The organism is Parapedobacter brassicae, assembly GCF_051400755.1.
Taxonomy (GTDB): Bacteria; Bacteroidota; Bacteroidia; order Sphingobacteriales; family Sphingobacteriaceae; genus Parapedobacter.
The window spans coordinates 348,870-372,670 of the sequence record NZ_JBLFFL010000003.1 but is presented as its reverse complement, the minus strand read 5'-3'; the positions used below and the strand labels follow the sequence as shown (position 1 = coordinate 372,670).

The 23,801-nt window shown below is 51.8% G+C and carries 21 protein-coding genes; 5 read left to right on the top strand and 16 right to left on the bottom strand.

Going from position 1 to position 23,801, the window contains the following annotated elements:
* Nucleotides 1-17 precede the first annotated feature (17 nt).
* Nucleotides 18-347 (bottom strand): DMT family transporter, encoded by a 330-nt coding sequence (locus tag ACMGDE_RS10810; RefSeq protein WP_436832800.1) that lies wholly within the window; start codon nt 345-347, stop codon nt 18-20.
* Nucleotides 348-356: 9 nt separating this feature from the next.
* Complete coding sequence (locus ACMGDE_RS10805) at nt 357-1,112, bottom strand: UDP-2,3-diacylglucosamine diphosphatase (protein WP_436832799.1); 756 nt, start codon at nt 1,110-1,112, stop codon at nt 357-359.
* Nucleotides 1,113-1,170: 58 nt separating this feature from the next.
* Here ACMGDE_RS10805 and ACMGDE_RS10800 point away from each other — a divergent pair, with 58 nt between their 5' ends.
* Complete coding sequence (locus ACMGDE_RS10800; protein WP_436832798.1) at nt 1,171-3,312, top strand: prolyl oligopeptidase family serine peptidase; 2,142 nt, start codon at nt 1,171-1,173, stop codon at nt 3,310-3,312.
* A gap of 23 nt (nt 3,313-3,335) precedes the next feature.
* Here the strand turns inward: ACMGDE_RS10800 and ACMGDE_RS10795 are convergent, their stop codons facing one another.
* From ACMGDE_RS10795 to ACMGDE_RS10740, 12 genes are all read right to left on the bottom strand, one after another.
* Nucleotides 3,336-4,796 (bottom strand): M20/M25/M40 family metallo-hydrolase, encoded by a 1,461-nt coding sequence (locus ACMGDE_RS10795; RefSeq protein ID WP_436832797.1) that lies wholly within the window; start codon nt 4,794-4,796, stop codon nt 3,336-3,338.
* 4 nt (nt 4,797-4,800) lie between these two features.
* On the bottom strand, nt 4,801-5,853 hold the full coding sequence (locus ACMGDE_RS10790) for a TerC family protein (protein WP_436832796.1): 1,053 nt from the start codon (nt 5,851-5,853) through the stop codon (nt 4,801-4,803).
* Nucleotide 5,854: 1 nt separating this feature from the next.
* A complete protein-coding gene (locus ACMGDE_RS10785; RefSeq protein WP_436832795.1) occupies nt 5,855-6,826 on the bottom strand; it encodes a polyprenyl synthetase family protein in 972 nt (323 codons plus the stop codon).
* Nucleotides 6,827-6,902: 76 nt separating this feature from the next.
* Nucleotides 6,903-7,466, bottom strand: a complete 564-nt coding sequence (locus ACMGDE_RS10780) for a DUF3109 family protein (RefSeq protein WP_436833119.1) — start codon at nt 7,464-7,466, stop codon at nt 6,903-6,905.
* 18 nt (nt 7,467-7,484) lie between these two features.
* On the bottom strand, nt 7,485-8,279 hold the full coding sequence (locus ACMGDE_RS10775) for a DUF3108 domain-containing protein (RefSeq protein WP_436832794.1): 795 nt from the start codon (nt 8,277-8,279) through the stop codon (nt 7,485-7,487).
* Nucleotides 8,280-8,795, bottom strand: a complete 516-nt coding sequence (locus tag ACMGDE_RS10770) for a DUF2480 family protein (RefSeq protein ID WP_436833118.1) — start codon at nt 8,793-8,795, stop codon at nt 8,280-8,282.
* A gap of 69 nt (nt 8,796-8,864) precedes the next feature.
* Complete coding sequence (locus ACMGDE_RS10765) at nt 8,865-10,976, bottom strand: peptidylprolyl isomerase (RefSeq protein WP_436832793.1); 2,112 nt, start codon at nt 10,974-10,976, stop codon at nt 8,865-8,867.
* A gap of 162 nt (nt 10,977-11,138) precedes the next feature.
* On the bottom strand, nt 11,139-11,726 hold the full coding sequence (gene lptC / locus ACMGDE_RS10760) for an LPS export ABC transporter periplasmic protein LptC (RefSeq protein WP_436832792.1): 588 nt from the start codon (nt 11,724-11,726) through the stop codon (nt 11,139-11,141).
* A 23-nt stretch (nt 11,727-11,749) separates the two neighbouring features.
* On the bottom strand, nt 11,750-13,087 hold the full coding sequence (bamG, locus tag ACMGDE_RS10755; protein WP_436832791.1) for a BamG family beta-barrel-assembly machinery protein: 1,338 nt from the start codon (nt 13,085-13,087) through the stop codon (nt 11,750-11,752).
* A gap of 17 nt (nt 13,088-13,104) precedes the next feature.
* Complete coding sequence (gene purQ / locus ACMGDE_RS10750) at nt 13,105-13,797, bottom strand: phosphoribosylformylglycinamidine synthase subunit PurQ (protein ID WP_436832790.1); 693 nt, start codon at nt 13,795-13,797, stop codon at nt 13,105-13,107.
* Nucleotides 13,798-13,926: 129 nt separating this feature from the next.
* Nucleotides 13,927-14,907 (bottom strand): DUF6427 family protein, encoded by a 981-nt coding sequence (locus ACMGDE_RS10745; RefSeq protein ID WP_436832789.1) that lies wholly within the window; start codon nt 14,905-14,907, stop codon nt 13,927-13,929.
* 51 nt (nt 14,908-14,958) lie between these two features.
* Complete coding sequence (locus tag ACMGDE_RS10740; RefSeq protein WP_436832788.1) at nt 14,959-15,810, bottom strand: UDP-2,3-diacylglucosamine diphosphatase; 852 nt, start codon at nt 15,808-15,810, stop codon at nt 14,959-14,961.
* A gap of 268 nt (nt 15,811-16,078) precedes the next feature.
* On the opposite strand from ACMGDE_RS10740, the gene ACMGDE_RS10735 reads away from it, so the two are divergent.
* A complete protein-coding gene (locus tag ACMGDE_RS10735) occupies nt 16,079-16,909 on the top strand; it encodes an endonuclease/exonuclease/phosphatase family protein (RefSeq protein WP_436832787.1) in 831 nt (276 codons plus the stop codon).
* Here the strand turns inward: ACMGDE_RS10735 and ACMGDE_RS10730 are convergent.
* Complete coding sequence (locus ACMGDE_RS10730) at nt 16,889-17,785, bottom strand: amidohydrolase family protein (RefSeq protein WP_436832786.1); 897 nt, start codon at nt 17,783-17,785, stop codon at nt 16,889-16,891. The two genes, ACMGDE_RS10735 and ACMGDE_RS10730, sit on opposite strands and share 21 nt — an antisense overlap.
* A 189-nt stretch (nt 17,786-17,974) precedes the next feature.
* On the opposite strand from ACMGDE_RS10730, the gene ACMGDE_RS10725 reads away from it, so the two are divergent.
* The 3 genes from ACMGDE_RS10725 to ACMGDE_RS10715 are packed head-to-tail and all read left to right on the top strand — an operon-like array spanning nt 17,975 to nt 23,383.
* Nucleotides 17,975-19,396, top strand: a complete 1,422-nt coding sequence (locus ACMGDE_RS10725) for a sugar MFS transporter (protein ID WP_436832785.1) — start codon at nt 17,975-17,977, stop codon at nt 19,394-19,396.
* 13 nt (nt 19,397-19,409) lie between these two features.
* The gene (locus ACMGDE_RS10720) at nt 19,410-20,444 is read left to right on the top strand and encodes an NHL repeat-containing protein (RefSeq protein WP_436832784.1); all 1,035 of its coding nucleotides are present in this window, start codon (nt 19,410-19,412) and stop codon (nt 20,442-20,444) included.
* Nucleotides 20,444-23,383, top strand: coding sequence for an FAD-binding and (Fe-S)-binding domain-containing protein (locus ACMGDE_RS10715; RefSeq protein WP_436832783.1), 2,940 nt, complete (start codon nt 20,444-20,446; stop codon nt 23,381-23,383). The genes ACMGDE_RS10720 and ACMGDE_RS10715 overlap by 1 nt, the downstream gene beginning before the upstream one ends.
* A gap of 2 nt (nt 23,384-23,385) precedes the next feature.
* Here the strand turns inward: ACMGDE_RS10715 and ACMGDE_RS10710 are convergent, their stop codons facing one another.
* A complete protein-coding gene (locus ACMGDE_RS10710; RefSeq protein ID WP_436832782.1) occupies nt 23,386-23,799 on the bottom strand; it encodes a response regulator in 414 nt (137 codons plus the stop codon).
* Nucleotides 23,800-23,801 lie beyond the last annotated feature (2 nt).

Sequence of the window (23,801 nt, the reverse complement as noted above, 5' to 3'; positions counted from 1 at the left end):
TAAATTACGACTTTGCTTCAGTGTGGAGATACAGCTTTGAGCCCGATGATGGAGCCGATGAGGGTGCTGATAAACACGATGCGCCATAAGGTGGCTGGTTCATCAAAGAAAAAGATGCCCACCAATACGGTTCCCACGGCCCCGATACCGGTCCACACGGCATACGCCGTGCCGAGGGGCAGCGTCTGTGTGGCTTTAATCAGCAGCACCATGCTCAGCGTGAGGCATAGGGCAAAGCTGACATACCACCAAATGGATTCCATGCCCGTTGTTTCCTTGGCTTTGCCCAAGCTTGTCGTGAAACCGACTTCAAACAGGCCGGCAATGATGAGGATGATCCAATTCATGATGCATTGTCAGGATGATGTTAGCCATTTTTTCAATTCCAATGTCTGCCCATCAAAGACGGCGTATGTATCGTGATTTATCCACTCGCCGAGGTTGATATACCGACTGCCATTGGGCAGATCAATTTCCAGGGGGAGGTGGCGGTGTCCGAAGATGAAGTAATCGTAGTGCTGGTTTTCGAGCACGGACTTGGCGTATTGCACTAGCCATTCCTTGTCATTGCCCTGAAACACTTCCTGCCCGCCTGATGCGATGCGGCTATGCGCCGACCACCGCTGGGCGATGCCTATCCCCAGGTTTGGGTGCAATCGGGCGAAAAGCCACTGACATAATCGGCTCCGGAAAAGGTTCTTCAAGAGTTTGTATTTTTGGTCTCCCGGTCCCAACCCATCGCCATGGTGCAAGTAGAAGGTTTTTCCGCCGCGTTCGATGAGGAGTTCATGGTCGACGATCGTAGCGCCAAGCTCCTGCTTGAGGTAGCCGAACATCCACATGTCATGGTTACCCTTGAACAGGGTGATGCTGATGCCCAAGTCGGCCAGCTCAGCCAATTTGCCCAAAAAACGGATGTAGCCTTTGGGTACCACCGTGGCATATTCAAACCAGAAGTCGAAGACGTCGCCCATCAGGTAAAGCTCGGCCGCATCGGCTTTGATGGCGTCCAGCCAACGGACAATCCGTGATTCCCGTTCGCGCGTCGCGGAACGCGGATGTGCCCCGAGATGGAAATCGGAAGCGAAATAGATCTTGTCGCGTATAGCCATGGCGGCGCTAAAATAAGGAAAATCTTATTAGCTTTGTTTCTGAAGAACGATTGCGAACATGAACAAAAATCTAAACGTCATTATATTGGCTACACTCGTAACGGCCTGTCAAGATCAGAAGGCTACCCATCCGGCACAGGATATCAGCTTATTACCCTATCCGACAACAAAAAAAGGCGATGTGGTGGACAATCATTTCGGCACTGAGGTGCCCGACCCATATCGTTGGCTCGAAGACGATACCGCGGCGGATACCAAGGCTTGGGTGGAAGCGCAGAACCAAGTGACCAACAATTACTTGGAACAGATCCCGTTTCGAGAGGCGATATATAAGCGACTGGAAAAGCTGTGGAACTATGAGAAGTTTTCCGCACCTTTCAAGGAGGGCGACTACACGTATTTTTATAAAAACGACGGATTGCAGAATCAAAGCGTGCTGTATCGCCATCAGGGGGATGAAGGCGAGGTGGAGGTCTTTCTGGACCCCAACAAGTTCTCGGAAGACGGGACCACTTCGCTTGCGGGTATCGCATTCAGCAAAGACGGCAGCTTAGTGGCATACCAGTTATCTGAAGGCGGGTCGGACTGGCGCAAAGTGGTGGTCATCCGGGCGGAGGATAAGTCAGTCGTGGGCGATACGCTGGTCGATGTGAAGTTCAGCGGCCTCGCTTGGCAGGGCAATGAAGGATTTTATTACAGCAGCTATGACAAGCCCAAGGAGGGAAGTACGCTATCGGGGATCACGGACCAGCATAAGCTGTATTTTCACAAGCTTAACACACCGCAAGCTTCGGATACGCTGATCTTTGGCGGTCCGCGTATGCCACGACGGTACATCGGGGGATACCTCACCGAAGACGAACGTTTTCTGGTGATCACCGCGGCGAATGCCACCAGCGGCGGTGAGCTGTACATTCAGGATCTGGCTAAATCTGGCAGCCCCATCGTGACTGTGGTAGACAATTTTGAAAAAGATCATAGTGTCATTGACAACGATGGTGGCAAGCTATTCATTTATACGAACCTGAATGCGCCGAATGGTAAAATCGTGACTGTCGATGCCGGCAACCCCACGCCTGAAAATTGGGTAGACCTCATTCCGGAAACCGAAAACGTGCTAAGCCCGGGCACGGGCGGTGGTAAAATATTCGCTCATTACCTCAAAGACGCGACGTCCTTGGTGCAGCAATATGACCGGGCGGGTAAACTGGAGCGCACCATCGAATTGCCTGATGTCGGGTCGGCAAGCGGCTTCGGCGCCAAAGTGGGCGATCAGGAGTTGTATTATTCCTTTACTTCTTATGTGTACCCGCCTTCCATCTTCAGATATGATATAGCATCCGGCAAGTCGGAATTATACAAAGCCTCGGGGGTGGATTTCGATCCGACGAAGTACGAATCCAAGCAGGTGTTCTATACCACTAAGGACGGCACGAAGATACCGATGATCATCACCCACAAAAAGGGCTTGGCGCTTGACGGAGCCAACCCGACATTGCTGTATGGCTACGGAGGTTTCAACATCAGCCTTACGCCATCATTCAGCACCTCCAACATCATCCTGCTGGAACAGGGAGGGGTATATGCGGTCGCTAACTTGCGGGGCGGGGGTGAATATGGTGAGAAATGGCACTTAGCGGGCACGAAGCGGCAGAAGCAAAACGTTTTTGATGATTTCATTGCTGCGGCTGAATACCTCATCAGCGAAAAGTATACCGCTTCGGAAAAGCTGGGGATCGCCGGGGGGTCCAATGGGGGTCTGCTGGTGGGTGCGGCGATGACGCAACGCCCCGAATTGTTCAAGGTGGCATTCCCTGCTGTGGGGGTGCTGGATATGCTACGCTACCATAAATTTACAGCTGGGGCGGGCTGGGCGTATGACTACGGCACGGCGGATGACGATGCGGAGATGTTTCACTACCTCCATACCTATTCGCCCTACCATGCGTTGAAAGCGGACACGGCCTATCCGGCCACGATGGTGACGACAGCCGATCACGATGACCGGGTGGTACCGGCCCATTCCTTCAAATTTGCGGCGAGGCTGCAGGAATACCACGCGGGACCGAATCCGGTGCTGATCCGTATCGAAACCAAAGCGGGCCATGGGGCAGGCAAGCCTACGGCGATGATCATCGCGGAGCAAGCGGATAAATGGGCTTTCTTATTTCAAAATACGGGAGTCACTTATCAAGAGTAACGGTGTGTATCGAGGTTGCCGCATCAATCCCAACGCCAGTCTCCTCCGAGGCGTAGTGCTTCTTCCAGGTTATTGTCCAGCATCAATTGCTTGACCTCGGCATCGGATAAGCGGTTCACCGGAATTTCATCGGCGTCTGCTAGTCCGTATATCAGCATGCTGCAAAACCGGACGGTATTTTTCATTTCCGCTTCATTGACCAGGTCAAATACGTCGCAGTCGGCATGATAGCAATTGAGCGCTTCGCGGCTCAGGGTGCTGCCCCCGGCGCCGCCGGTAGGGATACCTTGCAGCATGAACGGTTGGTGGTCGCTGTATAATCCCGCATTGGCCGAAAAGCTGCCCTTGAAGGTGGTGTCTGTTGCCGATGCGATACGACCGATCGCTTCAAATAAACCTTTGCTTTCCTCAAGCGTAGCGTGGTAGCTCTTTGGGTCGTTGGTCATATCGAAGTTGAGCATGAACCGGATCTGGTCGATAGCATGCTCACGCAGCGCCTGCTGCACGTAGGCCTTAGAGCCGAGCAGTCCCTGCTCCTCGCCCATGAATAGTACGAATTCAATGGTGCGCTTCGGCTGGATACCCAACGCGATGAATGTGCGCGCCATATCAAGGATCGCGAAGGCCCCCAAGCCATTGTCCACCGCGCCCTCGGCCAAGTCCCAGCTATCCAAATGGCCGCCTACTACGATCTTTTCATGGGGCAGCTCGCTGCCGGTGATGCGGGCTACGACATTCCGGGCCGTCATCTTGCCCGCTTTATTCGTCATTTCGATCGCCGCTTCTTGCCGGCCCTGTGCGATGCGTGCTTTGAGCATGTTGCCGTCTTCCAGTCCCACGCAGAGCGCAGGAATGGTCAGCAAATCGCCCGTGATGGACGCCGTGCCGGTGAGCAGGGTACCACCGGCTACGCTGTTGAACAGGATGATGCCTTTGGCCCCGTATTTTATCGCCAGAGCGGCCTTGGCCGAGCGATGAAGGTTGCTGGTACCTTCCGGCGAGTTTGGGAGCAGATGCAATGCCGCGAGTACGATCTTTCCTCTTACTTTTTCCGGGTCAGCCGCATAATCGCTTTCCAGACCATTGCCCATGTCCACCAATTCACCTGCCACGTGAGCGGATGCCGGCGTGCTGGCCAATGCTACGGCTTTCATGGGCTGCATATCCGTTGGCGATCCGACCCGGAGGTCGAGTTTTTCCCGCGCCCAACCGTTGACGGCAAAAGGCTGAAAAGATACCTCGGTGAAGCCGTACGATTTCAACAAATCAAAGGCGTATTGCTCCGCCTTCGCGCCGTTGGGAGAGCCCGTAAGCCGGTGCCCGATTTGCTGAATGGATTCACCGAGGCGTGTATAGGCTTCCGAATGACTCAACACCTCGGCATTGATCTGCCGAAAGGTGGTTTCCCATGTGGGTTTTTCCTGTGCCCATACCTCCTGCCCAGTGAGCAGGTACAGGCAGCTAAAAAAAATGAGCTTCTTCATTGTTTTATATACTGGTTTCTTCTTTTTTCGGAAACACGAGCGAAGCGATCACGCTGATGGCCAATATCGATATGATGACGATCAGCGAGTGGGAGGTGGTGAAGCCCCACGCATCCAGCCAATGGTGCAATAACATCTTCGCACCGATAAATACCAAGAGGAATGAAAGTCCAGTCTTGAGGTAATGGAATTTGTGGATGATATTGACCAACAGGAAAAACATGGAACGCAGTCCCAGGATGGCAAAAATATTAGAGAAAAAGACAATGTAAGGGTCTTTGGTGACGGCAAATATGGCCGGAATGGAATCGACAGCGAATATCAGGTCTGTAAACTCAATGACCAGCAACACCAGAAAAAGGGGCGTGACGTACCGTTTTTCATTTTCGTTGACGAAGAACTTGCTGCCAACAAAAGTAGGATATACCGAAAAGTATTTGGATGCAAATTTGACCACCTTGTGGTTTTTAGGATCGATCTCCTCCTCTTCGCTCCGGTGCAAAAACATGTTGACACCCGTATACACCAGGAAAAAGCCAAAGAGGTAAAGTATCCATCCGAACTGGCTGATGAGTGCGGCACCCAGAAAGATGAACAGGAAGCGCAGCACGATGGCACCAATGATGCCCCATACCAGTACTTTGTGGTAATATTCCGCCGGTACGCCGAACGATGTAAATATCAACACCATCACAAAGATGTTGTCTACCGACAGGGCATATTCGACCACATATCCGGTGATGTATTCGAGTGAGAGGTTTTTATTGTACAGTTGCAGGCTCAGCGCGAAGTTATCGGGTATGAGGCGGATATTATGCTGGTGTCTCTTGGTGATTTCGGCCAAGCGAGTGAAGTCTTGGATATCATGCAGTTCGTGTCCCCAAATCCGGAGGATAACATAAAACCCGAGCGCAAAAGCTACCCATATCGCACTCATAATCGCAGCCTGTTTGAAGCTTACGGGCTCGCTGCCTTTACTAAAAAGACCCAGATCGATGGCGAGCATCAGGACAATGAAAAGTAAAAAACCGCCAAAGAATAATAGTTCGTTGCTCATGTTATTTGTTTCGTTCAGTTGTATACCTTACGAGTTGTTCCAACCCGTTCCGATAGGCGCTGGGGGGAAATTGGGTAAGGATGTCAAACGCTTCCTGCTGATAGGCCAGCATCTGTGAAGTAGCATATTCCATGCCTCCGCTGGCTTTGACAAAAGCAATGACCTCATTGACTTTTTTGGGGTCCTCGTTATGATTTTTGACCAAATTGATGATGCGCCGTTTTTCCGACTTATCCGCTCGTTGCAAGGCGTAAATCAATGGCAGTGTGAGTTTTTTTTCTTTGATGTCGTTGCCCAAGGGTTTCCCCACGTCATCAATGCCAAAGTCGAACAGGTCATCCTTGATCTGGAAGGCAATGCCCACTTTTTCTCCAAAGCGATGCATTTGACTGATCGTCGGCTCATCGGCCCCCGCGGATGCGGCCCCGCATGCGCAGCAGGAGGCAATGAGGGAGGCTGTCTTTTGCCTGATGACCTCGAAGTAGACGGATTCCTCGATATCCATGCGTCTGGCTTTTTCGATCTGCAATAATTCACCCTCGCTCATCTGCTCAACGGCGTGCGTGACGACGTTGAGCAGGCTGAAATCGCTGTTGCGGATGGAAAGCGACAATCCTTTGGCCAGCAGGAAGTCGCCCACCAGCACCGCTATCTTATTTTTCCATAAGGCATTGACCGAGAAGAAACCCCGACGCACATTGGCATTGTCCACTACGTCGTCGTGTACCAGGGTAGCAGTATGCAGCAGCTCTACCAGGGCTGCCCCGCGATGCGTGGCATCGTTGATCGTGCCGCACAGGCCTGCCGAGAAAAAGACAAACATCGGTCGCATTTGTTTGCCCTTGCGCTTCACGATGTAATGCGTGATGCGATCGAGCAACGGAACCGAGCTGCGCATCGATTCCCTGAATTTATCTTCAAAAATTGCCAGTTCGCGGGCAATGGGTTGTTGTATTTCGCTTAGTTTGAGCATGTAAAACGGTCGGCAGCCACGAATAACATCTGTCTGAATAAAATCGGCACAAGATACTAAGATAAATCACAATAACCTATAGCATGGCGACCGATTCTTCAAGCGATTCGTACCATTTTTGTCCGTATTTGCGGATCAGCGGCTCTTTTAGGAAGGTGTATACCGGCACCTGGAGCTCGCGGCCGAGGGAGCACGCGGCATGGCAGATGTGCCAGCGGTCGTAATGCAGTACGTCAAAGTCGGGGTATACCGTCGTACGGATCGGGTAAAGGTGGCAGGAGAGGGGTTTCTTCCAGTTGATTTCGCCCTTTTCGTAAGCCTTCTCGATCGCACACTTGGTGATCCCGTTTTCCCAGGTCACGTAGGCACACTCGCGGTGACCATCCACACACGGGGTGGTCAGGTCGCCATCAGCATCGGTCACATGGGTGCCGGATTCCTCAATGGCGGCGATGCCCTTTTCGGTCATGTAAGGCTTCACTATTGGATAGATCTCGGCGAGTACAGCCAGTTCATCTTGCTGCAAGGGTGCTCCGGCGTCGCCCTCGACACAACAGGCACCCCGGCATTTGCTGAGGTTGCATACAAACTCTTCCTTTATCAATTCTTCACTCACCAATACGGAGCCCACTTCAATCATCATGGCCGGTTGTTTTGTTTATTTCGATACGCCCGCTACTTTTTGTCCTAGGGGATACTTCAGGCCCTTGGCGTCGCTCAGTTCCAACGTGACCGTACCGATCAAGATCTCTACCTGTGCCTTTACCGGTATGCGGTTTCCATCGTTGGTGACCCATAGATAGAGTCGGCTGTCTTTCCGGAATATCCTGCCGGGCGTGATCTGGGGGCTGAACTTCAAGCATTCCAGCGTCCCTAAGGGGGTCTTGATGCGCTCAATGCCCAGGTATTCGATGCCCAGTGTAGCCACTTCATCGTTGAGGAAATACGTCATCCTAAACGACTGCCCCGGTTTAATATTGGACAGGTCGAGGTTGCGCGAAAAGTAATAGGCCGAAAGGAGATCGAACGTCTGAGCCGCGGGACTTTTAAATGTGCCCTTATCGCCTTGAACGGTACGGTTGCGGTGATTAAAGCGGACAACATCCGCGCGGCGATAGTTGCCTTCCCGGATATTTTCGGTATAATAATGGGGCAAAAACGTGCGGGAATCGATGTATGAGTCGTACAGGTTATCTACCGTATAAAAGATGCTGAATGCACTGGATGTACGCCCTCTTGCCGAGAGGTGGAGGCTGTGGGGACTGCTGAATTTGATTTTTGAATCGGCCACTTTTAATGTTCCGGTGGCGGCGGATACCATGCCATAACGCAGCCGGTAATTCAGCTCTTCGCCCGCTTGGAAAGCGGGGTCCTTGAGATACGGGAGCGATTGCCCCTTGGCAAGCAGCACCACCCCCAAGCAAATGCAGATAAAGGCGAGCGTTTTCTTCATCTAGGCTTTGCGCTTGAATACGGGAACGGTGGAACAGGGCTCTCCGTACATAATACTCTTGGCCACCTTGCTCAGCATGGCCGTGAACTTGACGAATGCCGATTCGGGGATCGGAATATCGCCGCATCCTTTGACCACGACGCGTTGATCCCGGTAGGCTTCCATATCTGCCTTTTCCAACGCCCTTTCGTACAACAGCGTTTCCAATGTTTCCAAATCGCCAAACACGACTTCCCTGGCATACGGCGCCAGCCGATTGGCCAATAGCATGTATGCCCAGGTGGGCACGATCGCATCGGCAGTGCAGGTAACCGCTACGTATTGATCGCTATATTGGGCCCAATCATGCGCCGCGACGAACTCCCTGAAATCCTTTTCCCTCAATATGAGACCATGGAACAGGTTGTCCTTCAGATCGTAGAGCACCCGCTCACCCCGAGGGGCGAAATTTGCGAGGTCTACGGTCATCAGACCGCTTTGCGCTACTTTGTTGACAATTTTTTCCTGTATCTCCATCATAAAAAAATCCGGATAACAAGCTGTTATCCGGATACAAAGTTACGAAATAAAGTTCAGTACTCGGTATCAAAAGAACCGGGCACGGTTATCTACAATTTTAGCTTTGTCTTGCAACGCCCGGAACGTCAATGACCAGGAGCGTTGTGATAGCGACTGCATGAGTTGCGTTTTCTGCGCGCTTAGGTCCGAGGGTGCGGTGGGGTTGACGAAGCCGGCTACTTCCACCACATAAACACCTTGGGTGCCTCTTATCGGTTTCGAAGGCTGCTTGGGCTGCAATCCAAAGACCGTACCTACTATGGCGTTTTCCTGGGAGACGCCTGGAATTACCGGATTAGCAAACACGATATTCTCTGCCAATACGGGGGTCTTTCCAAGCTTCTGGCCGATTTGCGCAATGTTGGAGGCGCCTTTGGCGGCCTCGCTGGCTTGGGCAATCAGCTGTTTGGCTTTTACCCGGTTGCGCACCACGTTTTCCATGTCGCTTTTCACGGCATCCAGCGGCAACTGGCCTTTTTCACGGATGCCGGTAACGCGTGCGACGATGTATTTGGTGTCCGATTCATAGATTTTATCGGTCATGTCGCCTTTGTCGGCCTCAAAAGCCCATCGAATCAGTTCACGTGGCACCTCAGTACCCGTCAGCATGGACTCCATGGCGGTGACTTGATCTGCTTTCAACACGGATAGGCCCTGTTGCGTGGCAGTCTCCTGGAAATCATCCTTGTTCACGGCTCCGAAGAATTGGGTTGCCTTGGCGTAGGCGGCATCCATGGTTTCCCTACCGCTGATCACCTGCTTATCGATGACGGCGGCTTTGACCACCCGTGATGATCCTATTTGATCTTCAATCCGAATGATGTGAATGCCGAATTGAGACGTGGCGATGACCACGTCGCCCGCCTTGTTATCAAAGGCGGCGTTTTCGAAGACCGGTACCATCTGGCCGCGACCAAACGTCCCCAGCTCACCGCCGTTCACCTTGCTGCCTTCGTCTACGCTGAATTGTACCGCCAGTGCAGCGAAACTTTCCCCTTTTTCGATCAGGCCTTTGATGGAGTCCGCCTTCGCTTGGGCTTTGTCCACGCCGCCTTCCGTTGCCGGATTAAGCAGGATGTGGCTGGCTTTTACGGAATCCGGACCGACCTTCGTTTCCACTACTTTGGCAATCTCGAAGCGTCCATTGGACAATACGGGTCCCACCGTGGTGCCTACCGGCACGCCGAATACCAACGAGTCCAACGCCGGGCTGAATTCACCCTGTTTACGGAATGCATAGGGATATTTGGTATCTGAGTTGACCGCCGCAAAGAGGGAATCCGTGGTGGATTCAGCCAATTGGGCTTTCAGCTCATCGATGGTGGTACGCACCCGCGCCGTATCTTGGGCTGTGGGGCTGGCATCGAATACGATATATTCCAGGCTACGGGTTTCTTCGGGATTTTTGAATACCCCTTTGTTTTCGTTGTAATAATCCTGGTAATCCTGTTCCGTGATGGTTACCGCGCTGTCTGGTATGGCATCATACCCCAGCAGGACATATTCGAAGTTGGCCAGCTTGTTTCGCTGGTTGTACTCCTCGGTAGCCTCCAGCGAAGTCACGTAGATGCTGTTGTTGACTAGGTTGGTGTATTTAGCGTTCAGGCGTTCATCGATGACGCTTTGCAGCAGGGCCTCCCATTGACCATGGGCTTCATGTCCCGGAGGCAGCGTGCCCACCTGCGAAAGGAATTGGTTGAGCTGGTCGCGATCAAACTGGCCGGTCTGCGGATTACGAAAGGCTTGTTGGACCTGCATGGAGGGATTATCGCCCTGCACAAGGTCGTTCAGCTCTGCTTTTCCTACGGCGAGGCCGATGCGCTCCATTTCGCCTTTCAGCAATTCGCGGTTGAGGTATTGGCCCCATACTTGCTGTACCGCATACGATTTCATTTGGGGATTAAGCGTACCGCCGCCCATTTGCTGACGGAACATTTCGGTGGTTTGGTCTACTTGTGCATTGAATGCATTGATGTCAATGGCTTCGCCGTTAATGCTGCCTACCTCGTTTTGATGGCGGGCCCAAAATGGCGTTCCATAGTTGATGATGTCTCCCAGCAAAAACGCACAAATCGCGAAACCGATAAAAACAACGATAATCACTCCCGCCCGGTTCCGCAAATAATTCATTAATCCCATAGCCTGTATAAAAACTGTTTTTTGTTGTTATTTTATAATGTCAAATCCTTGTTTTCAGGAGGTTGACGCACCATTTTTAAAATGAGGCGCAAGATACGACTTTTATCAAAAAAAGAACAAAAACTTGATAAATTCCACGAAAATGACGCTGGCGGAGCTAGGTTACCGGAATGTCGGGCCCTGCCCGTCTTCTAATAAATACAACCCTGTCGTTTTCTGCACCTCGATGATCTCAAAGTCGCCGTCCGAATGAAAGGAAGACCCCATAAAATCCCCCCTTCCGTCTTTGAAATGCGCTTCTATCGGGACATGGTTGTAAAACGTGTTGGCCTTCTGGTCGTGTATGAGCTCTTCTGTTTTAATAACAGACCCATCGACCCGCGTGATGACCACATTTCTCCTGAATTCGGTGAGCTCCTCTTCTTCCTTTTGGATGGCGTAATCCGACGTGATGCGTTGGCTTTCTACACCGTTTTCATCATAGAAAATAATGGTCACCCCTTTTGGAAATTCATAATAGGGTTTTTCTACCAGGTAGTGTCGCATTTCGGGGGCCGACATGGTGGCTTTCACCACTGCCGAATCGCTGTAAACAACGGTCACCCCTTGGGAAATGTCTACGGGCTCTTCGGCTTGGATGGCCGCGATGCGATCGACCTCTTTCAGATTCGTTTCGCACGACGCCAGGATGCTCAGACCGAGCAACGCCGGCAGTGCCACAGGTACAATCGTTTTGCGAAATGCATTCATAAGCCCCCCGCGAATATCAGCCGTTAATCGTAACGCCTGCGTTGGAACCAGCGCTCGTTGAGCGTGAATCCCAAGTTGAAGTTGATATACCGCTCACGCACCAAATCATTGGATAACGTGCCCGTCTGTCCGAATTCCGTGGAAAAATTGATCTTGTAAAATGCGCCGCCGAATAAGGAGGGCAGCGGAAAACCGAAACCCGCGGTCAACGCCATCTGGTTGATATCCTGGTTCGCAATATTGATATATGATTTATTGTACTTAAAGCCCAATCGGTAATCGATCACGCTGAAGTAACTGACAGAGGTCACATCCGGGGTGATCTGTCCGCCGACGGCGAAGCCGTAGCTGTCAGTAAGGTTCGGATTATGGCCACCGATGCGGAAATCGCTCCATTTGCCATAATTAAAGTCGCCCCCAACCAGCCATTTGTTATTCTTGGCGATGGTAAAGCCGATGCTATGCTTCATGGGCATGGCTATCTGCTGCCGGTCGCCTTCGTATGGTGTACCAATGGAGTCCACAGGTAAATTCTCGACGTCGTCCTCCACACTGGTGGAAGTACGGGTGATGACCCGCGATGCCCGGGTGTTCAGCGGAGATCCGGCGGTACCGGAATAACCGACGGTTAGGCTGACATTGTCGCCCAATGGCTGAAAATATTGTGCACCGTAGTCAAAACTAAATCCGTTGACATACTGGGTACTGTCTTGCCGTATATTCAACGCCCCGATATCATTCGGAAATTCGACAGAGTTGATGTTTTCCAAGGTGCCGAAGATATAACTGACATTGGCCCCAACACTGAAATTTTTGTTGATTTGTACGCCATATCCCAGATACGCCTTGGTCGTGCCTCCCGCCCCGGCATAAACCGTACGGATATCGGTGGTGTCAATCGTGCCGGCGATGGCATAGCTGAAGCCTACATCTGAAAAAGGCATGATTCCGAAGCTTAGCCCTCCCGGACGGCCCAGCGGAATACCAAAATTGATATGGCTGAGCGAAAAATTATACGAGTTTTCGCTAAGCTGATTCCTGCTAAGCTCCGTGATATTGCCAAACACCCCAACATCCACCGTCGTAAACTGTAAAGCGGAGTAAGAAGCGGGGTTGCCGACGTTGATGTTGCCATAGCCGCTCAGGTGGCGGACGCCCGATGTGATGCCGCCCATGGCACGGGTTTGCGGCAACAGGTCTCCGCGGATTTCTCCCAAGCCAAACCGCGAATAAGGTGAACTGGTGGTTGAGCGTTGTGCATGTACCACGGTGATACCTGTCAAAAGGAGCGTAAGGAAAACAAGCGCTTTCGGAAATTGATGCATGATGCGATAAAGGTACGTTGGGATGCGGTGCTGCATGTGCTGAGTTGAACGTTTTACGATAGTGCGGTTTGAAGAATGGATTCAAAAATACCCAACCCATCCTCATTGCCTAATATACAATCTGAGGCACGCTCGGGATGGGGCATCATACCGAATACATTTCGTGCACGATTGCACACGCCTGCGATATTTTCAATGGAGCCGTTGGGGTTCGCGTCCGGCGTGACCTGACCGGCGGCATCGCAATAGCGGAATAACACCTGATCGTTGTCATTCAACGTTTTTAAGGTATCGCCGTCTGCGAAATAATTGCCTTCGCCATGGGCTACCGGGATTTTATAGGCACGGTTGAGATCCAGCTGTGAGGTGATTAACGATTGTGTTGTTTCGGCTTTCAGGTACACGTTTTCGCATATAAATTTCCGTTGCCTGTTGTGCAATAACGCACCCGGTACCAAGCCTGCTTCGGCCAGTATCTGGAAGCCGTTGCAGATACCCAACAAAAACCCGCCTTTATTGGCGTAGGTAATGATTTCCTGCATGATGGGCGAAAAACGTGCTATGGCACCCGAGCGCAGGTAGTCGCCATAAGAGAACCCTCCCGGCAATACGATGAATTCGGCTCCCTGCAGATCGTGATCCTTATGCCATAGGCGGACCACCTCCTGACCCATGATGTGTTCCAATACATAGATGATGTCTTCGTCGCAATTGGAACCTGGAAATATCACCACACCGAACTTCATGCAAATACCTTATTTAAAATGACAATCGTTTAACAAACACGCGAAAAATGTATGCAAAGCTATCTAATTTTTAGTTGCCCAGGGACATCCTTTTTGTTAAAAAAGGTTAAAAGACTGTTTATAAATTGTTTAGAAGAATTGAAAATAGATGATGGTAAACAACAATAGGGCAAACACACTTTCGTAAAACCACCGCTTGGTCGCGTAGTTAAAATAGTAAGTCATGTATATGGCGATCGGCGGGATCACCAGCAGAAAGTGGTTGACAGCGCGGTCCGCATCCAGGTAAAACGACACCACCGAAAGCACGAACATGCAAAACAACAGTTGAAACGATTTGCGAATATGCACGACGCTCTTTAATAGGTTTTGGCGGAGGGTAAAGAAAAAGAGTGTCAGGATGATCACCACAGGGAGCACCACCAGGTAATCATAGATGTCGGTAGGGATAGACGTAGGCAACGGGTAGGTCAGTGGGAGCCATATCTCATAAAAGGCATCCATGCGGTCAAACCACAGGTATACCACCGCCAGCAAAAAGTAAACCGTGGCAAATCCGATGGGTACCGCCAGCCACTCGCGCCAATTGAAAGGACGGAAAATCATTAAACTACACCAAAGCAGCAGCAGCATAATAATGAACGGAAAATAGACCAAGCTGCCCAGCGCCACAATCATCCCCAGATCAAACATCAGCGGTTTGATCTCCGTGCGGCGGTAGATGCTGAACAGCTTATCCAGCATCCAGATCGCGAGGAAGTTACAGATCAAAATAGGGGATAGCACCAGAAACGGCAGGATCAGGCTAGCCAAGGTCATGTACATCAGCGCCGCCAGGAAACTGGGCCTGCCGACCAGATTGAAGTGATTGACCACCCGATTGATCAGCAGCGCCTGGACGAGGGTCAGCACGAGTGTGATGAGCACATTGGCTTCGGGCGAGACGTTTTCGGGCGACAGCTTGCCTGTAAAATTGCTGATTGCCGGTTCTGAAAACACCGGCATGAGTCGCTCAGGCAAGTGGGTAAACACGCCGAGGCAAAGCAGCAGCCCCACGGCAGACAACAACAGGATGTTTAAAGGCGTATATTTCCGAAACTGATTGATCATATTGCACACGCCGCAATGGCGCTACAATAATAAGTTTATCATGGTGAATTATCAAACGGTCGGCTCCGATTTGAGCAGGTCAAGCAATCGCTTGATATCCAGCTTGCCATCGAGGTCATCATTTTCGAAAGCGTCCGATTCTGTATCAATGGTTTGGTAATCCGCCGCCTGATAGCGGTAGATCTGCCATGCACCGCGGTGATATTCCAGTGCGGTAAGGTTTTCTACCCAGTCTCCCGAATTGAGGTACGTCACCATCCCTTTTTCCGTTTCAATCTCCCGGATTTCGGGATGGTGTATATGGCCGCATATCACATATTGATATCCTTTTTCAACGGCCAATGTGGCGGCCGTTACCTCAAAATCGTTGATGAATTTCACGGCGTTTTTGATGCTGTTTTTGATTTTTTTAGAAAGGCTCATCTTTTCCCTTCCTAATTTCGTCAGCATCCAATTAACCAGACTGTTGAGCAGAATCAGGCTGTCGTATCCGATGGCACCAAGGCGAGCCAGCCACTTGGAGTGTTGCATGGTTACATCGAAGATATCGCCGTGAAAAACCCATGCCCGCTTTTTGCCCATGTGCAGGGAAAGTTTGTTGGTCAACGTGAGCGACCCGAGCTGGAAATCGGCAAATTTGCGGAGCATTTCATCGTGGTTGCCCGTCAGGTAGGTTACCGGCGTGCCGTCGGCCACGAATTTCAGGATTTTCCTCACCACCTTCATGTGCGATTCGGGCCAATACCGTTTGCTGAACTGCCATACATCGATGATGTCACCGTTGAGGATGATCTGTTTGGGTTTGATGCTCTTGAGGTAGCGCAAGAGTTCTTTGGCATGACACCCGTAGGTGCCGAGATGAACGTCCGATATGACGATCAGGTCCACATCCCGTTTGCTCATAGGCAGTAGCAGTTAGCAGTCTTCCCCGTCTTCAAACCGCACATCCACGTATTTGATAAACATATACAACAATCCGCCTAAGCAAAGGACAACGGTGCAAATGGCTATTTCCAACAGGTATACCATATTGCATACAAATATGCATAGGCAAGATTACGTTAATGTTATTGCGGCGTTAAATTTTGATGGGCAACAGATAACATAAAGTTCATCTTAGACGACTATCTTTGGAAGTCGGAAAATGCCGGAAACTTAATAGGACAGACGAATGAAAACGTATCGGACAAACTTAAAAAAAGCACTTTATTTCCCTTTTTTAGTAATCGTATGCCTGCTAGCTGGAGCCAGTGCAAACCGACCTACCCCAGCGCCGGAGATGCTCAAGATCATGGCCTATAACATCCATCACTGCAATCCGCCCAGCAAACCGGATTTGATTGACGTGGCGGCGATCGCAAACGTCATCATAGCCGAATCCCCTGATTTAGTGGCGTTGCAGGAAGTAGACGTGCAGACACTCCGCTCAGGAAAAGAGCTGCACCAGGCCAAGGCATTGGCTGAACTGACAGGGATGCACTATTATTTCAAGAAAGCCATTGATCATGAAGGAGGCGAATACGGGATTGCGGTGCTTTCTAAATTCCCCATCGAAGACACACTCGGGTTTTCATTGCCCATGGCGCCGGGACTTGCTGGCGAACCGCGGGCCGTGGCAGCGGTAGAGGTGAAGCTACCGGATGGCCGGTTGGTGACCTTCGCGAGCACCCACTTGGACCTCAAAGAGGAGCATCGGGTATTGCAGGTCGAGAAAATTACGGCTGAACTGGCAACCGATAACAGTTTGGTCATCGTCGCGGGCGATTTCAACGCCGTGGCCGGCAGTGAACCCATCAACCTGATGGATCAGGCATTTAGCCGTACCTGTGTAGGCGGCGATTGTCCGGGCACTATTCCCGTCACTAACCCCAGCCGGGTGATCGACTACATTTTTTATCGTCCGAACGACGATATGAAAGTCATCAAACATCACGTCATCGCCGAAACATACGCCTCAGACCATCGGCCGGTGGTCGCCGTGTTACAGGCGGGTGCTCGATAGTGTTGCCGCGGAATCGATTCGATAAAAGTCAAGTGCATTTTGGTAAAATACCCGATCAAGTTCGGGGGGCGCAAGCCCTTTACACAATTCCATGGCGGTGTCATACCAGCGCCCATAGCTCGATGCCAGTGTGACCACGGGCCAATCACCGCCGAACGCAACACGGTCAGGCCCAAAATGCTCCAAAATAATATCCACATAGGGCTGCAAGTCCGTGATTGTCCACCCGTGCCAATCGGCTTCGGTAACCAACCCGGATAGTTTGCAATGCACATTGGTATTTTTGGCGAGCTCCATTATGTCCCGTTTCCATGGGTCGAATGCTCCTGCTTGGATAGCTGGTTTCCCGAAGTGGTCGAGCATATAACGATTGTCGGGTGCCGCTTGCACGAGTGCAATGACCCCAGGCAGTTGGTGGGCCTTTACACAGAGATCAAAGCTCAGCCCGCACTGCAGCAGTAACCCCATGTTGGCGATGAAGGAGGGATTCCGGTAAAGCGTGTCGGGCAGTTCCTCCAATCGGCGGATGCCTTTGACCAGTTTGTTGTGGGTAAGTAGCTGCAATTTTTCTGCCGCATCGGCCGCCTCCAGCGGAAAATATGCCACTATACCCCGGATGCGGCTATCATGCGTGGCCAGATCGGTGACATAGTCCACCTCCGTTTGATATTCTTCGGGTAGGCATTCACACTGTACGAAAATCATATTCAGCACAGGTATCCCAGCTGTGGCTTCTTGGTAGTCAGCCAATCCGAAAGACTTGTTAATCGCTGCTGCTTCATTCAGCCAGGGATAACTCATCTTGGAAAGGTCCCAGAAATGGACGTGGGCATCTGTTATCCGGATGTTATGATCATTGGTTTTCAACGTCTCCATAAATTTTTTAAAGGTATGAAACCATCATGATTTTGCAAAAGCTCACAGCGGTATGTACAAATCATGATCGCTTCATCACCAATTGAAAGCAATTTAATACAGATGTAAAGTCTCCGATGAATATCTTGGAGATTATTTGTGTATACTGGATAATGTTTTCATATTTGCTATCGTTATAAATCTGGTTAAATGGACAATGTCAAAACTTCTCTTCCTGCTAAATCGAATTACAATGTGTCTTTAGCCACGTTGACCACCTTATTTTTCATGTGGGGATTTATCACATGCATGAACGATATCCTGATACCACACTTGAAAGCCTTGTTCCAGCTGAGTTATTTTCAGGCCATGCTGGTGCAGTTTGCATTTTTCGGCGCGTATTTCATTGGTTCGGTGATTTATTTTGCGGTATCCTACTTTTATGGCGATCCCATCAACAAAATCGGGTACAAAGGCGGAATCATCATCGGCCTCTTGATCTCCGCATTGGGTTGCCTCTTGTTTTATCCGGCGGAGATCATGGCGGTGTATCCCATGTTTCTTTTGGCCCTGTTTACGTTAGGACTGGGTTTTACCCTCCTACAGATATCCGCCAATCCCTACGTGGCTATTCTTGGGTCTCCTGAAAGCGCTTCGAGCCGTTTAAATCTTGCGCAGGCATTCAATTCCTTGGGTACGACCATCGCTCCGGTGTTGGGCGGTTATTTGATTTTCGAGTTTTTCGCGGAAGGTGGTGAGATCACCGCCGAAGCGACTAAAGTCCCATACCTCATATTTGGGTTGCTATTCGTGTTACTTGCGGTGTTTGTAAACCTTATCAAATTGCCAAAATTCCAGGCAGAAGAAGTGAGCGGCGGTAAGCTCGGGGCGCTGTCGTTTCCCCAGTTACGCGGAGGTGTGCTTGGTATTTTCTTTTATGTAGGGGCCGAGGTAGCGATTGGAAGCCTCATTATCAGCTTTATCGGGCAGCCGGAGATCATGGGGCTAGATGAAAATATCGGCAAAAATTACCTTGCCTTGTATTGGGGTGGTGCCATGATCGGCAGGTTCCTTGGCGCGATATCGCTCAACGATAAGTTAGTGGGAACGAAAAAGGCCCTCTTCATGGTGTTCACTGCTGGTGCGGTTTTTTTGGTTATTTATAGCATCGTAAACCTTAGTTTTGCTCAGATTGCTACCTTCCTTGTTTTTATCCTGCTGAATTTCGCGGCTTTTGCATTAGGCAAATCGGTTGCTGCCCGTACATTGACGGTGTTTGCGCTGGTCAACATCGGTTTGATACTGGCCACGGTTTTGGGTAGCGGTAGTTGGGCGATGTGGACACTGCTTGCCGTGGGGCTATTCAATTCGATCATGTGGTCCAATATCTTTACGTTGGCCATCACCGGACTGGGTTCGCATACCAGTCAGGGCGCCTCATTATTGGTGATGGGGATACTGGGTGGTGCACTGATCCCGCTTTTTCAGGGCTGGTTGGCCGATACGGTGGGACTCAAGCCGTCATTCATCGTGCCGGCGATATGCTATGCTTACATCGCAGGGTACGGCTTGTTTTGCAGTAGGAAGCTCGGCACCGTCACCCAGACCGAAGCGGTGGCGGGTGGGCATTAATATAAATCAGATCATGAACAGAAGAACATTTATAGGAAGTGCCGCGATCGGGATGACATCCCTGGCAACCCGGTTTTCAGCATTCGGGAATACGGAACCGGTCTATGGGCACAACGGACTGCATTACCGGCAGGTAATGGGCTGGGGCATCCCTGAAACTGGTCGTTTCCCGGTAAAGGATTGCCATGAGATGGTGCAGGATGCCGCCGGCCGTATTTTGTTGCTGACCAATGAGACACAGAATAACGTGTTGATATATGACACGGCCGGCCGGATAACCGGCTCCTGGGGCAAGGAGTACCCCGGCGCACACGGACTTACGATCGCTGGCGAGGGATCGGATCAATTCCTGCTGCTTACGGATACAGCGAAACATCAGGTCTATCAAACGACGTTGGATGGCCGGGTGATCATGACCCTTGATTACCCACAGGAAACTGGCCTTTATGAAAAAAAAGAAGGATATGTTCCCACCGAAACGGCGGTAGCCCCCAATGGGGATATCTATGTGGCTGACGGATACGGGGCGCAATATATCCTGCATTATGATGCATCGGGTAAGCTGAAGGGATGGTTCGGCGGCAGGGGCGAAGGGGATCAATACTTGGACAATGCGCACGGCATCTGCGTGGATACGCGAGACAGAAAACCGACATTACTGGTGACCGATCGGACCCGTTGCTGCTTTAAGCGCTTTAGCCTCGCTGGCAAGCTGCTGGAGATCATCCCGCTACCGGGCGCATGTGTGTGCCGTCCGGTTATCCATGGCGATCGGGTATATGCAGCGGTATTGCGTTCGCCAAATATGGACAAACCCAATTCGGGTTTCGTGACCATGCTGGATCGGAAGAACCGGGTCATCTCTAATATCGGAGGCAGTGAACCCATCTACCGTGATGGTGCGTTGCAGCAGATGGGCCAGCAGGAACCCCTGTTTGCGCACCCACATGATGTGTGTGTAGATCAAGATGAAAACATCTATGTGGCGCAGTGGGCTTCTGGTAAAGTCTATCCTTATAAATTTGAGCGGGTGGAACGGAATGGGTGATGATCGTTGCAGATGATATCCTGACTCAATTGTCAGCTTTGGCGGATCTCTTGACAGGCCCGCTTTATTACAATACAAGCCCCGAACACCAAACCATACTCCGTGCATATTCGACCGATGCCTCGGTGTACCAAGAGCGGCCGCTGGCGGTGGCGATCCCGAAAGATAAGGGCGACCTGGAAGCGCTGATCGGTTTTGCATCCACCCACGGCGTGACGCTTATTCCACGCACTGCCGGCACGTCGCTGGCCGGGCAGGTCGTAGGCCGTGGTATCGTGGTGGATGTATCCAAACAGTTCAACCGGATACTGGAGGTGAATGTCGATGAACGCTGGGTGCGTGTGGAGCCGGGTGTGATCCGCGATGACCTCAACGCTTACCTCCGTCCGTATGGCCTGATGTTCGGGCCGGAGACCTCCACGGCCAGCCGGGCGATGGTGGGGGGGATGGTGGGCAACAATTCCAGCGGCCTGCATTCCATCGTATGGGGCGATACGCGCAGCCACTTGCTATCGGCCAACGTGTTGCTCGACAACGGTTCGGAGGTGGTGTTCGAAACGCTTGATGAGGCTACGCTATTCCATAAGCTGACGCTTTCCGACCGGGAGGGCGATATCTACCGGAGGATGAACGACCTGTTGTCCGACCCGGCCAATCGGGATGCCATTGCCTCGGGCTATCCCAAGCGATCCCTCTCCCGGCGGAACACGGGCTATGCGCTGGATATGCTCAGTGACACCTCCCAGCCGTTCAATTTCTGTAAGCTGCTCGCGGGGTCGGAAGGTACGCTGGGCATCCTGACGGAAGCGAAGCTCAACCTGTTGCCGTTGCCTCCAAAAGCGGTTGGCCTGCTGTGTATCCATTGCCATACGCTGATTGAATCGCTGCATGCCAACGTCGTGGCCCTGCAACATCGACCTGAAGCGTCGGAACTGGTGGATAAGTACATCATGGATTTCACGAAAGGGCATCCGACCTATCAATATAATCGTTTTTTCATTGAAGGCGACCCCGAAGCGTTGCTGATGGTGGAGTTTCGCGGCGACACGCCGGAGGAAGTGGAGCGTAAGGCTGGGGCATTAAAGGCGGACCTGCGCACATGGGGCTTGGGTTATGCCTATCCCTTGATCACAGGTGCGCAAACTGACCTGGCGTGGGATGTGCGCAAGGCGGGGCTCGGACTTATCCGCAACCTGCCGGGCGATACGCAACCGGTGAACCTCATCGAGGACTGTGCGGTGTCACCGGAAGACCTGCCTGCGTATATCACTGATCTGCAAGTAGTGCTGGACAGGCACGGTTTGAAGGCATCCTATTATGCTCATGCCGGTGCCGGAGAGCTGCATGTGGAGCCGCTGATCAACCTGAAAACGACGGAAGGAAGAACGGCCTTCCGGTCGGTACTGGCGGAGACGGCACAACTGGTGAAAAAATACAATGGGTCGCTGAGCGGCGAACATGGCGACGGACGGCTGCGCGGCGAGTTCATCGGTGCGGTGCTCGGCGAGGAGGTATACGGGTTGCTGAAAAAGGTGAAGGAGATCTTCGATCCGCGGGGCATTTTCAATGCCGGCAAGATCGTGGATACCCCGCCGATGGATGAATCCCTCCGCTACGACCGGGACGCGCCGCCTGTCAAGGTGGAGACAGTGTTCGACTTCAGCAGGCAGGAAAGCATCCTGCGCCTGTCGGAGAAATGCTCCGGCTCCGGTGATTGCCGCAAAACGCATATCACCGGGGGCACGATGTGTCCCTCCTACATGGCCACGCGCGAAGAAAAGGATACCACCCGGGCGAGGGCCAACATGCTGCGGCAGTTTCTGACGACCTCACCGAAGGCAAACCGGTTCGACCATCCCGAAATCAAGGAAGTGATGGACCTTTGCCTGAGTTGCAAGGGCTGTAAGACGGAATGCCCCTCGGGGGTGGACATCGCCAAGATGAAGGCAGAATTTCTTCAGCATTATTACGATGCCAACGGTACGCCGTTCAGGACGTGGGTGATTGCCAATTTCACGAAGTCGCAGCGGTTGGCGTCGTATGTTCCAGGCCTTTACAATGCGGTCATTAAGAACAGACCGCTGTCGTCATTGGTGAAGCGGATGCTGGGCTTCGCTGAAGGACGGTCGCTGCCCGAAGTGGGCAATACCACATTGCACAGGTGGATGGCGGCCCAGCCGAAAGAGCGGAGGGAGGACGGCAAAAAGGTTTACCTGTTTTGTGATGAATTTACGGACTATAACGACGTGGGTATCGGACAAACCGCATACCGGTTGCTGACGGCGCTGGGATACGATGTGCAGCTTGCCAAGCATGATGAAAGCGGCCGCACGTACCTTTCCAAAGGCTTGGTGCGCAAGGCAAAAGCGATCGCCAACCGGAATGTCCGTTGCCTGAAAGAAATCATCACTGCCGATACGCCCCTCATTGGCATCGAGCCTTCGGCCATCCTTACCTTTCGCGATGAATACCCTGAATTGGTAGACCGCGAACTGGTTGCTGACGCGTATGCGCTGGCCAAAAATGCGTTGCTGATTGATGAGTTTCTGGCGAAGGAAATGGACGCCGGTCGTGTGGATGATTCCCTATTTACCGAAGAAGCGCGCAACATCAAGTTACACGGGCATTGCTACCAAAAGGCGTTTCATCTGGTCGGAGCAACGGCTAAAATACTGGCCTTTCCAAAGGGTTATCAGGTGGAGGTGATCCCCTCAGGGTGCTGCGGCATGGCGGGCTCATTCGGATACGAAAAGGAGCATTACGAGGTGTCTATGAAAGTAGGTGAACTGGTGCTGCTGCCCGCGGTGCGGGACACGCCCGAAGAGGTGCTCATTGCGGCGCCGGGGACCAGCTGCCGGCATCAGATCAAAGACGGCGCAGGGCGCAGGGCTTATCACCCGGTGGAGATCCTTTGGAATGCATTGCGGAGTAATCAATAGGGTCAGCTGCGGGAGCGGCCGAAAAAGGAGGATAGCGATCCTTCGGTTTTTAGTGCATACAGGTGTTCGCGCGTTATTGGCTTGATCAGGTAGTCGATGACCTGCTCGTATAGCAGGGCATGTGCCCTGTCGGCCTTATCTACGGAAGAGGTGACGATAACAACATGGATGTGGCGATGGTGCGGTAGCTCCTGGATGGCTTCCAGTACTTCCCATCCGCTCATGGAGGGCATGTTGATGTCAAGAAATAATAAAATTTCCCGGCCTGCTGGCGCTTGTTGCCTCAACAGCGCCAGCGCCTCGTGGCCGTTGGTGCATATCGTCGGCCGGTCGGTGATGCCCGCCTCCCGAAGCAATACCTTGGCCATCAGATTGAACATGTCATCATCGTCGATGACTAAGACGCGGTGTTCCATTT

Bases quoted from the DNA above. Each gene is read 5' to 3' on its own strand.
- ACMGDE_RS10790 (WP_436832796.1), bottom strand. From the start codon at position 5,853: ATGAGCAACGAACTATTATTCTTTGGCGGTTTTTTACTTTTCATTGTC.
- ACMGDE_RS10775 (WP_436832794.1), bottom strand. From the start codon at position 8,279: ATGAAGAAAACGCTCGCCTTTATCTGCATTTGCTTGGGGGTGGTGCTG.
- lptC (WP_436832792.1), bottom strand. From the start codon at position 11,726: ATGAATGCATTTCGCAAAACGATTGTACCTGTGGCACTGCCGGCGTTG.
- ACMGDE_RS10800 (WP_436832798.1), top strand. From the start codon at position 1,171: ATGAACAAAAATCTAAACGTCATTATATTGGCTACACTCGTAACGGCC.
- ACMGDE_RS10780 (WP_436833119.1), bottom strand. From the start codon at position 7,466: ATGATTGAAGTGGGCTCCGTATTGGTGAGTGAAGAATTGATAAAGGAA.
- ACMGDE_RS10810 (WP_436832800.1), bottom strand. From the start codon at position 347: ATGAATTGGATCATCCTCATCATTGCCGGCCTGTTTGAAGTCGGTTTC.
- ACMGDE_RS10720 (WP_436832784.1), top strand. From the start codon at position 19,410: ATGAACAGAAGAACATTTATAGGAAGTGCCGCGATCGGGATGACATCC.
- bamG (WP_436832791.1), bottom strand. From the start codon at position 13,087: ATGCAGCACCGCATCCCAACGTACCTTTATCGCATCATGCATCAATTT.
- ACMGDE_RS10805 (WP_436832799.1), bottom strand. From the start codon at position 1,112: ATGGCTATACGCGACAAGATCTATTTCGCTTCCGATTTCCATCTCGGG.
- ACMGDE_RS10745 (WP_436832789.1), bottom strand. From the start codon at position 14,907: ATGATCAATCAGTTTCGGAAATATACGCCTTTAAACATCCTGTTGTTG.
- ACMGDE_RS10730 (WP_436832786.1), bottom strand. From the start codon at position 17,785: ATGGAGACGTTGAAAACCAATGATCATAACATCCGGATAACAGATGCC.
- ACMGDE_RS10715 (WP_436832783.1), top strand. From the start codon at position 20,444: ATGATCGTTGCAGATGATATCCTGACTCAATTGTCAGCTTTGGCGGAT.
- ACMGDE_RS10770 (WP_436833118.1), bottom strand. From the start codon at position 8,795: ATGGAGATACAGGAAAAAATTGTCAACAAAGTAGCGCAAAGCGGTCTG.
- ACMGDE_RS10710 (WP_436832782.1), bottom strand. From the start codon at position 23,799: ATGGAACACCGCGTCTTAGTCATCGACGATGATGACATGTTCAATCTG.
- purQ (WP_436832790.1), bottom strand. From the start codon at position 13,797: ATGAAGTTCGGTGTGGTGATATTTCCAGGTTCCAATTGCGACGAAGAC.
- ACMGDE_RS10725 (WP_436832785.1), top strand. From the start codon at position 17,975: ATGGACAATGTCAAAACTTCTCTTCCTGCTAAATCGAATTACAATGTG.
- ACMGDE_RS10765 (WP_436832793.1), bottom strand. From the start codon at position 10,976: ATGGGATTAATGAATTATTTGCGGAACCGGGCGGGAGTGATTATCGTT.
- ACMGDE_RS10735 (WP_436832787.1), top strand. From the start codon at position 16,079: ATGAAAACGTATCGGACAAACTTAAAAAAAGCACTTTATTTCCCTTTT.
- ACMGDE_RS10795 (WP_436832797.1), bottom strand. From the start codon at position 4,796: ATGAAGAAGCTCATTTTTTTTAGCTGCCTGTACCTGCTCACTGGGCAG.
- ACMGDE_RS10785 (WP_436832795.1), bottom strand. From the start codon at position 6,826: ATGCTCAAACTAAGCGAAATACAACAACCCATTGCCCGCGAACTGGCA.
- ACMGDE_RS10740 (WP_436832788.1), bottom strand. From the start codon at position 15,810: ATGAGCAAACGGGATGTGGACCTGATCGTCATATCGGACGTTCATCTC.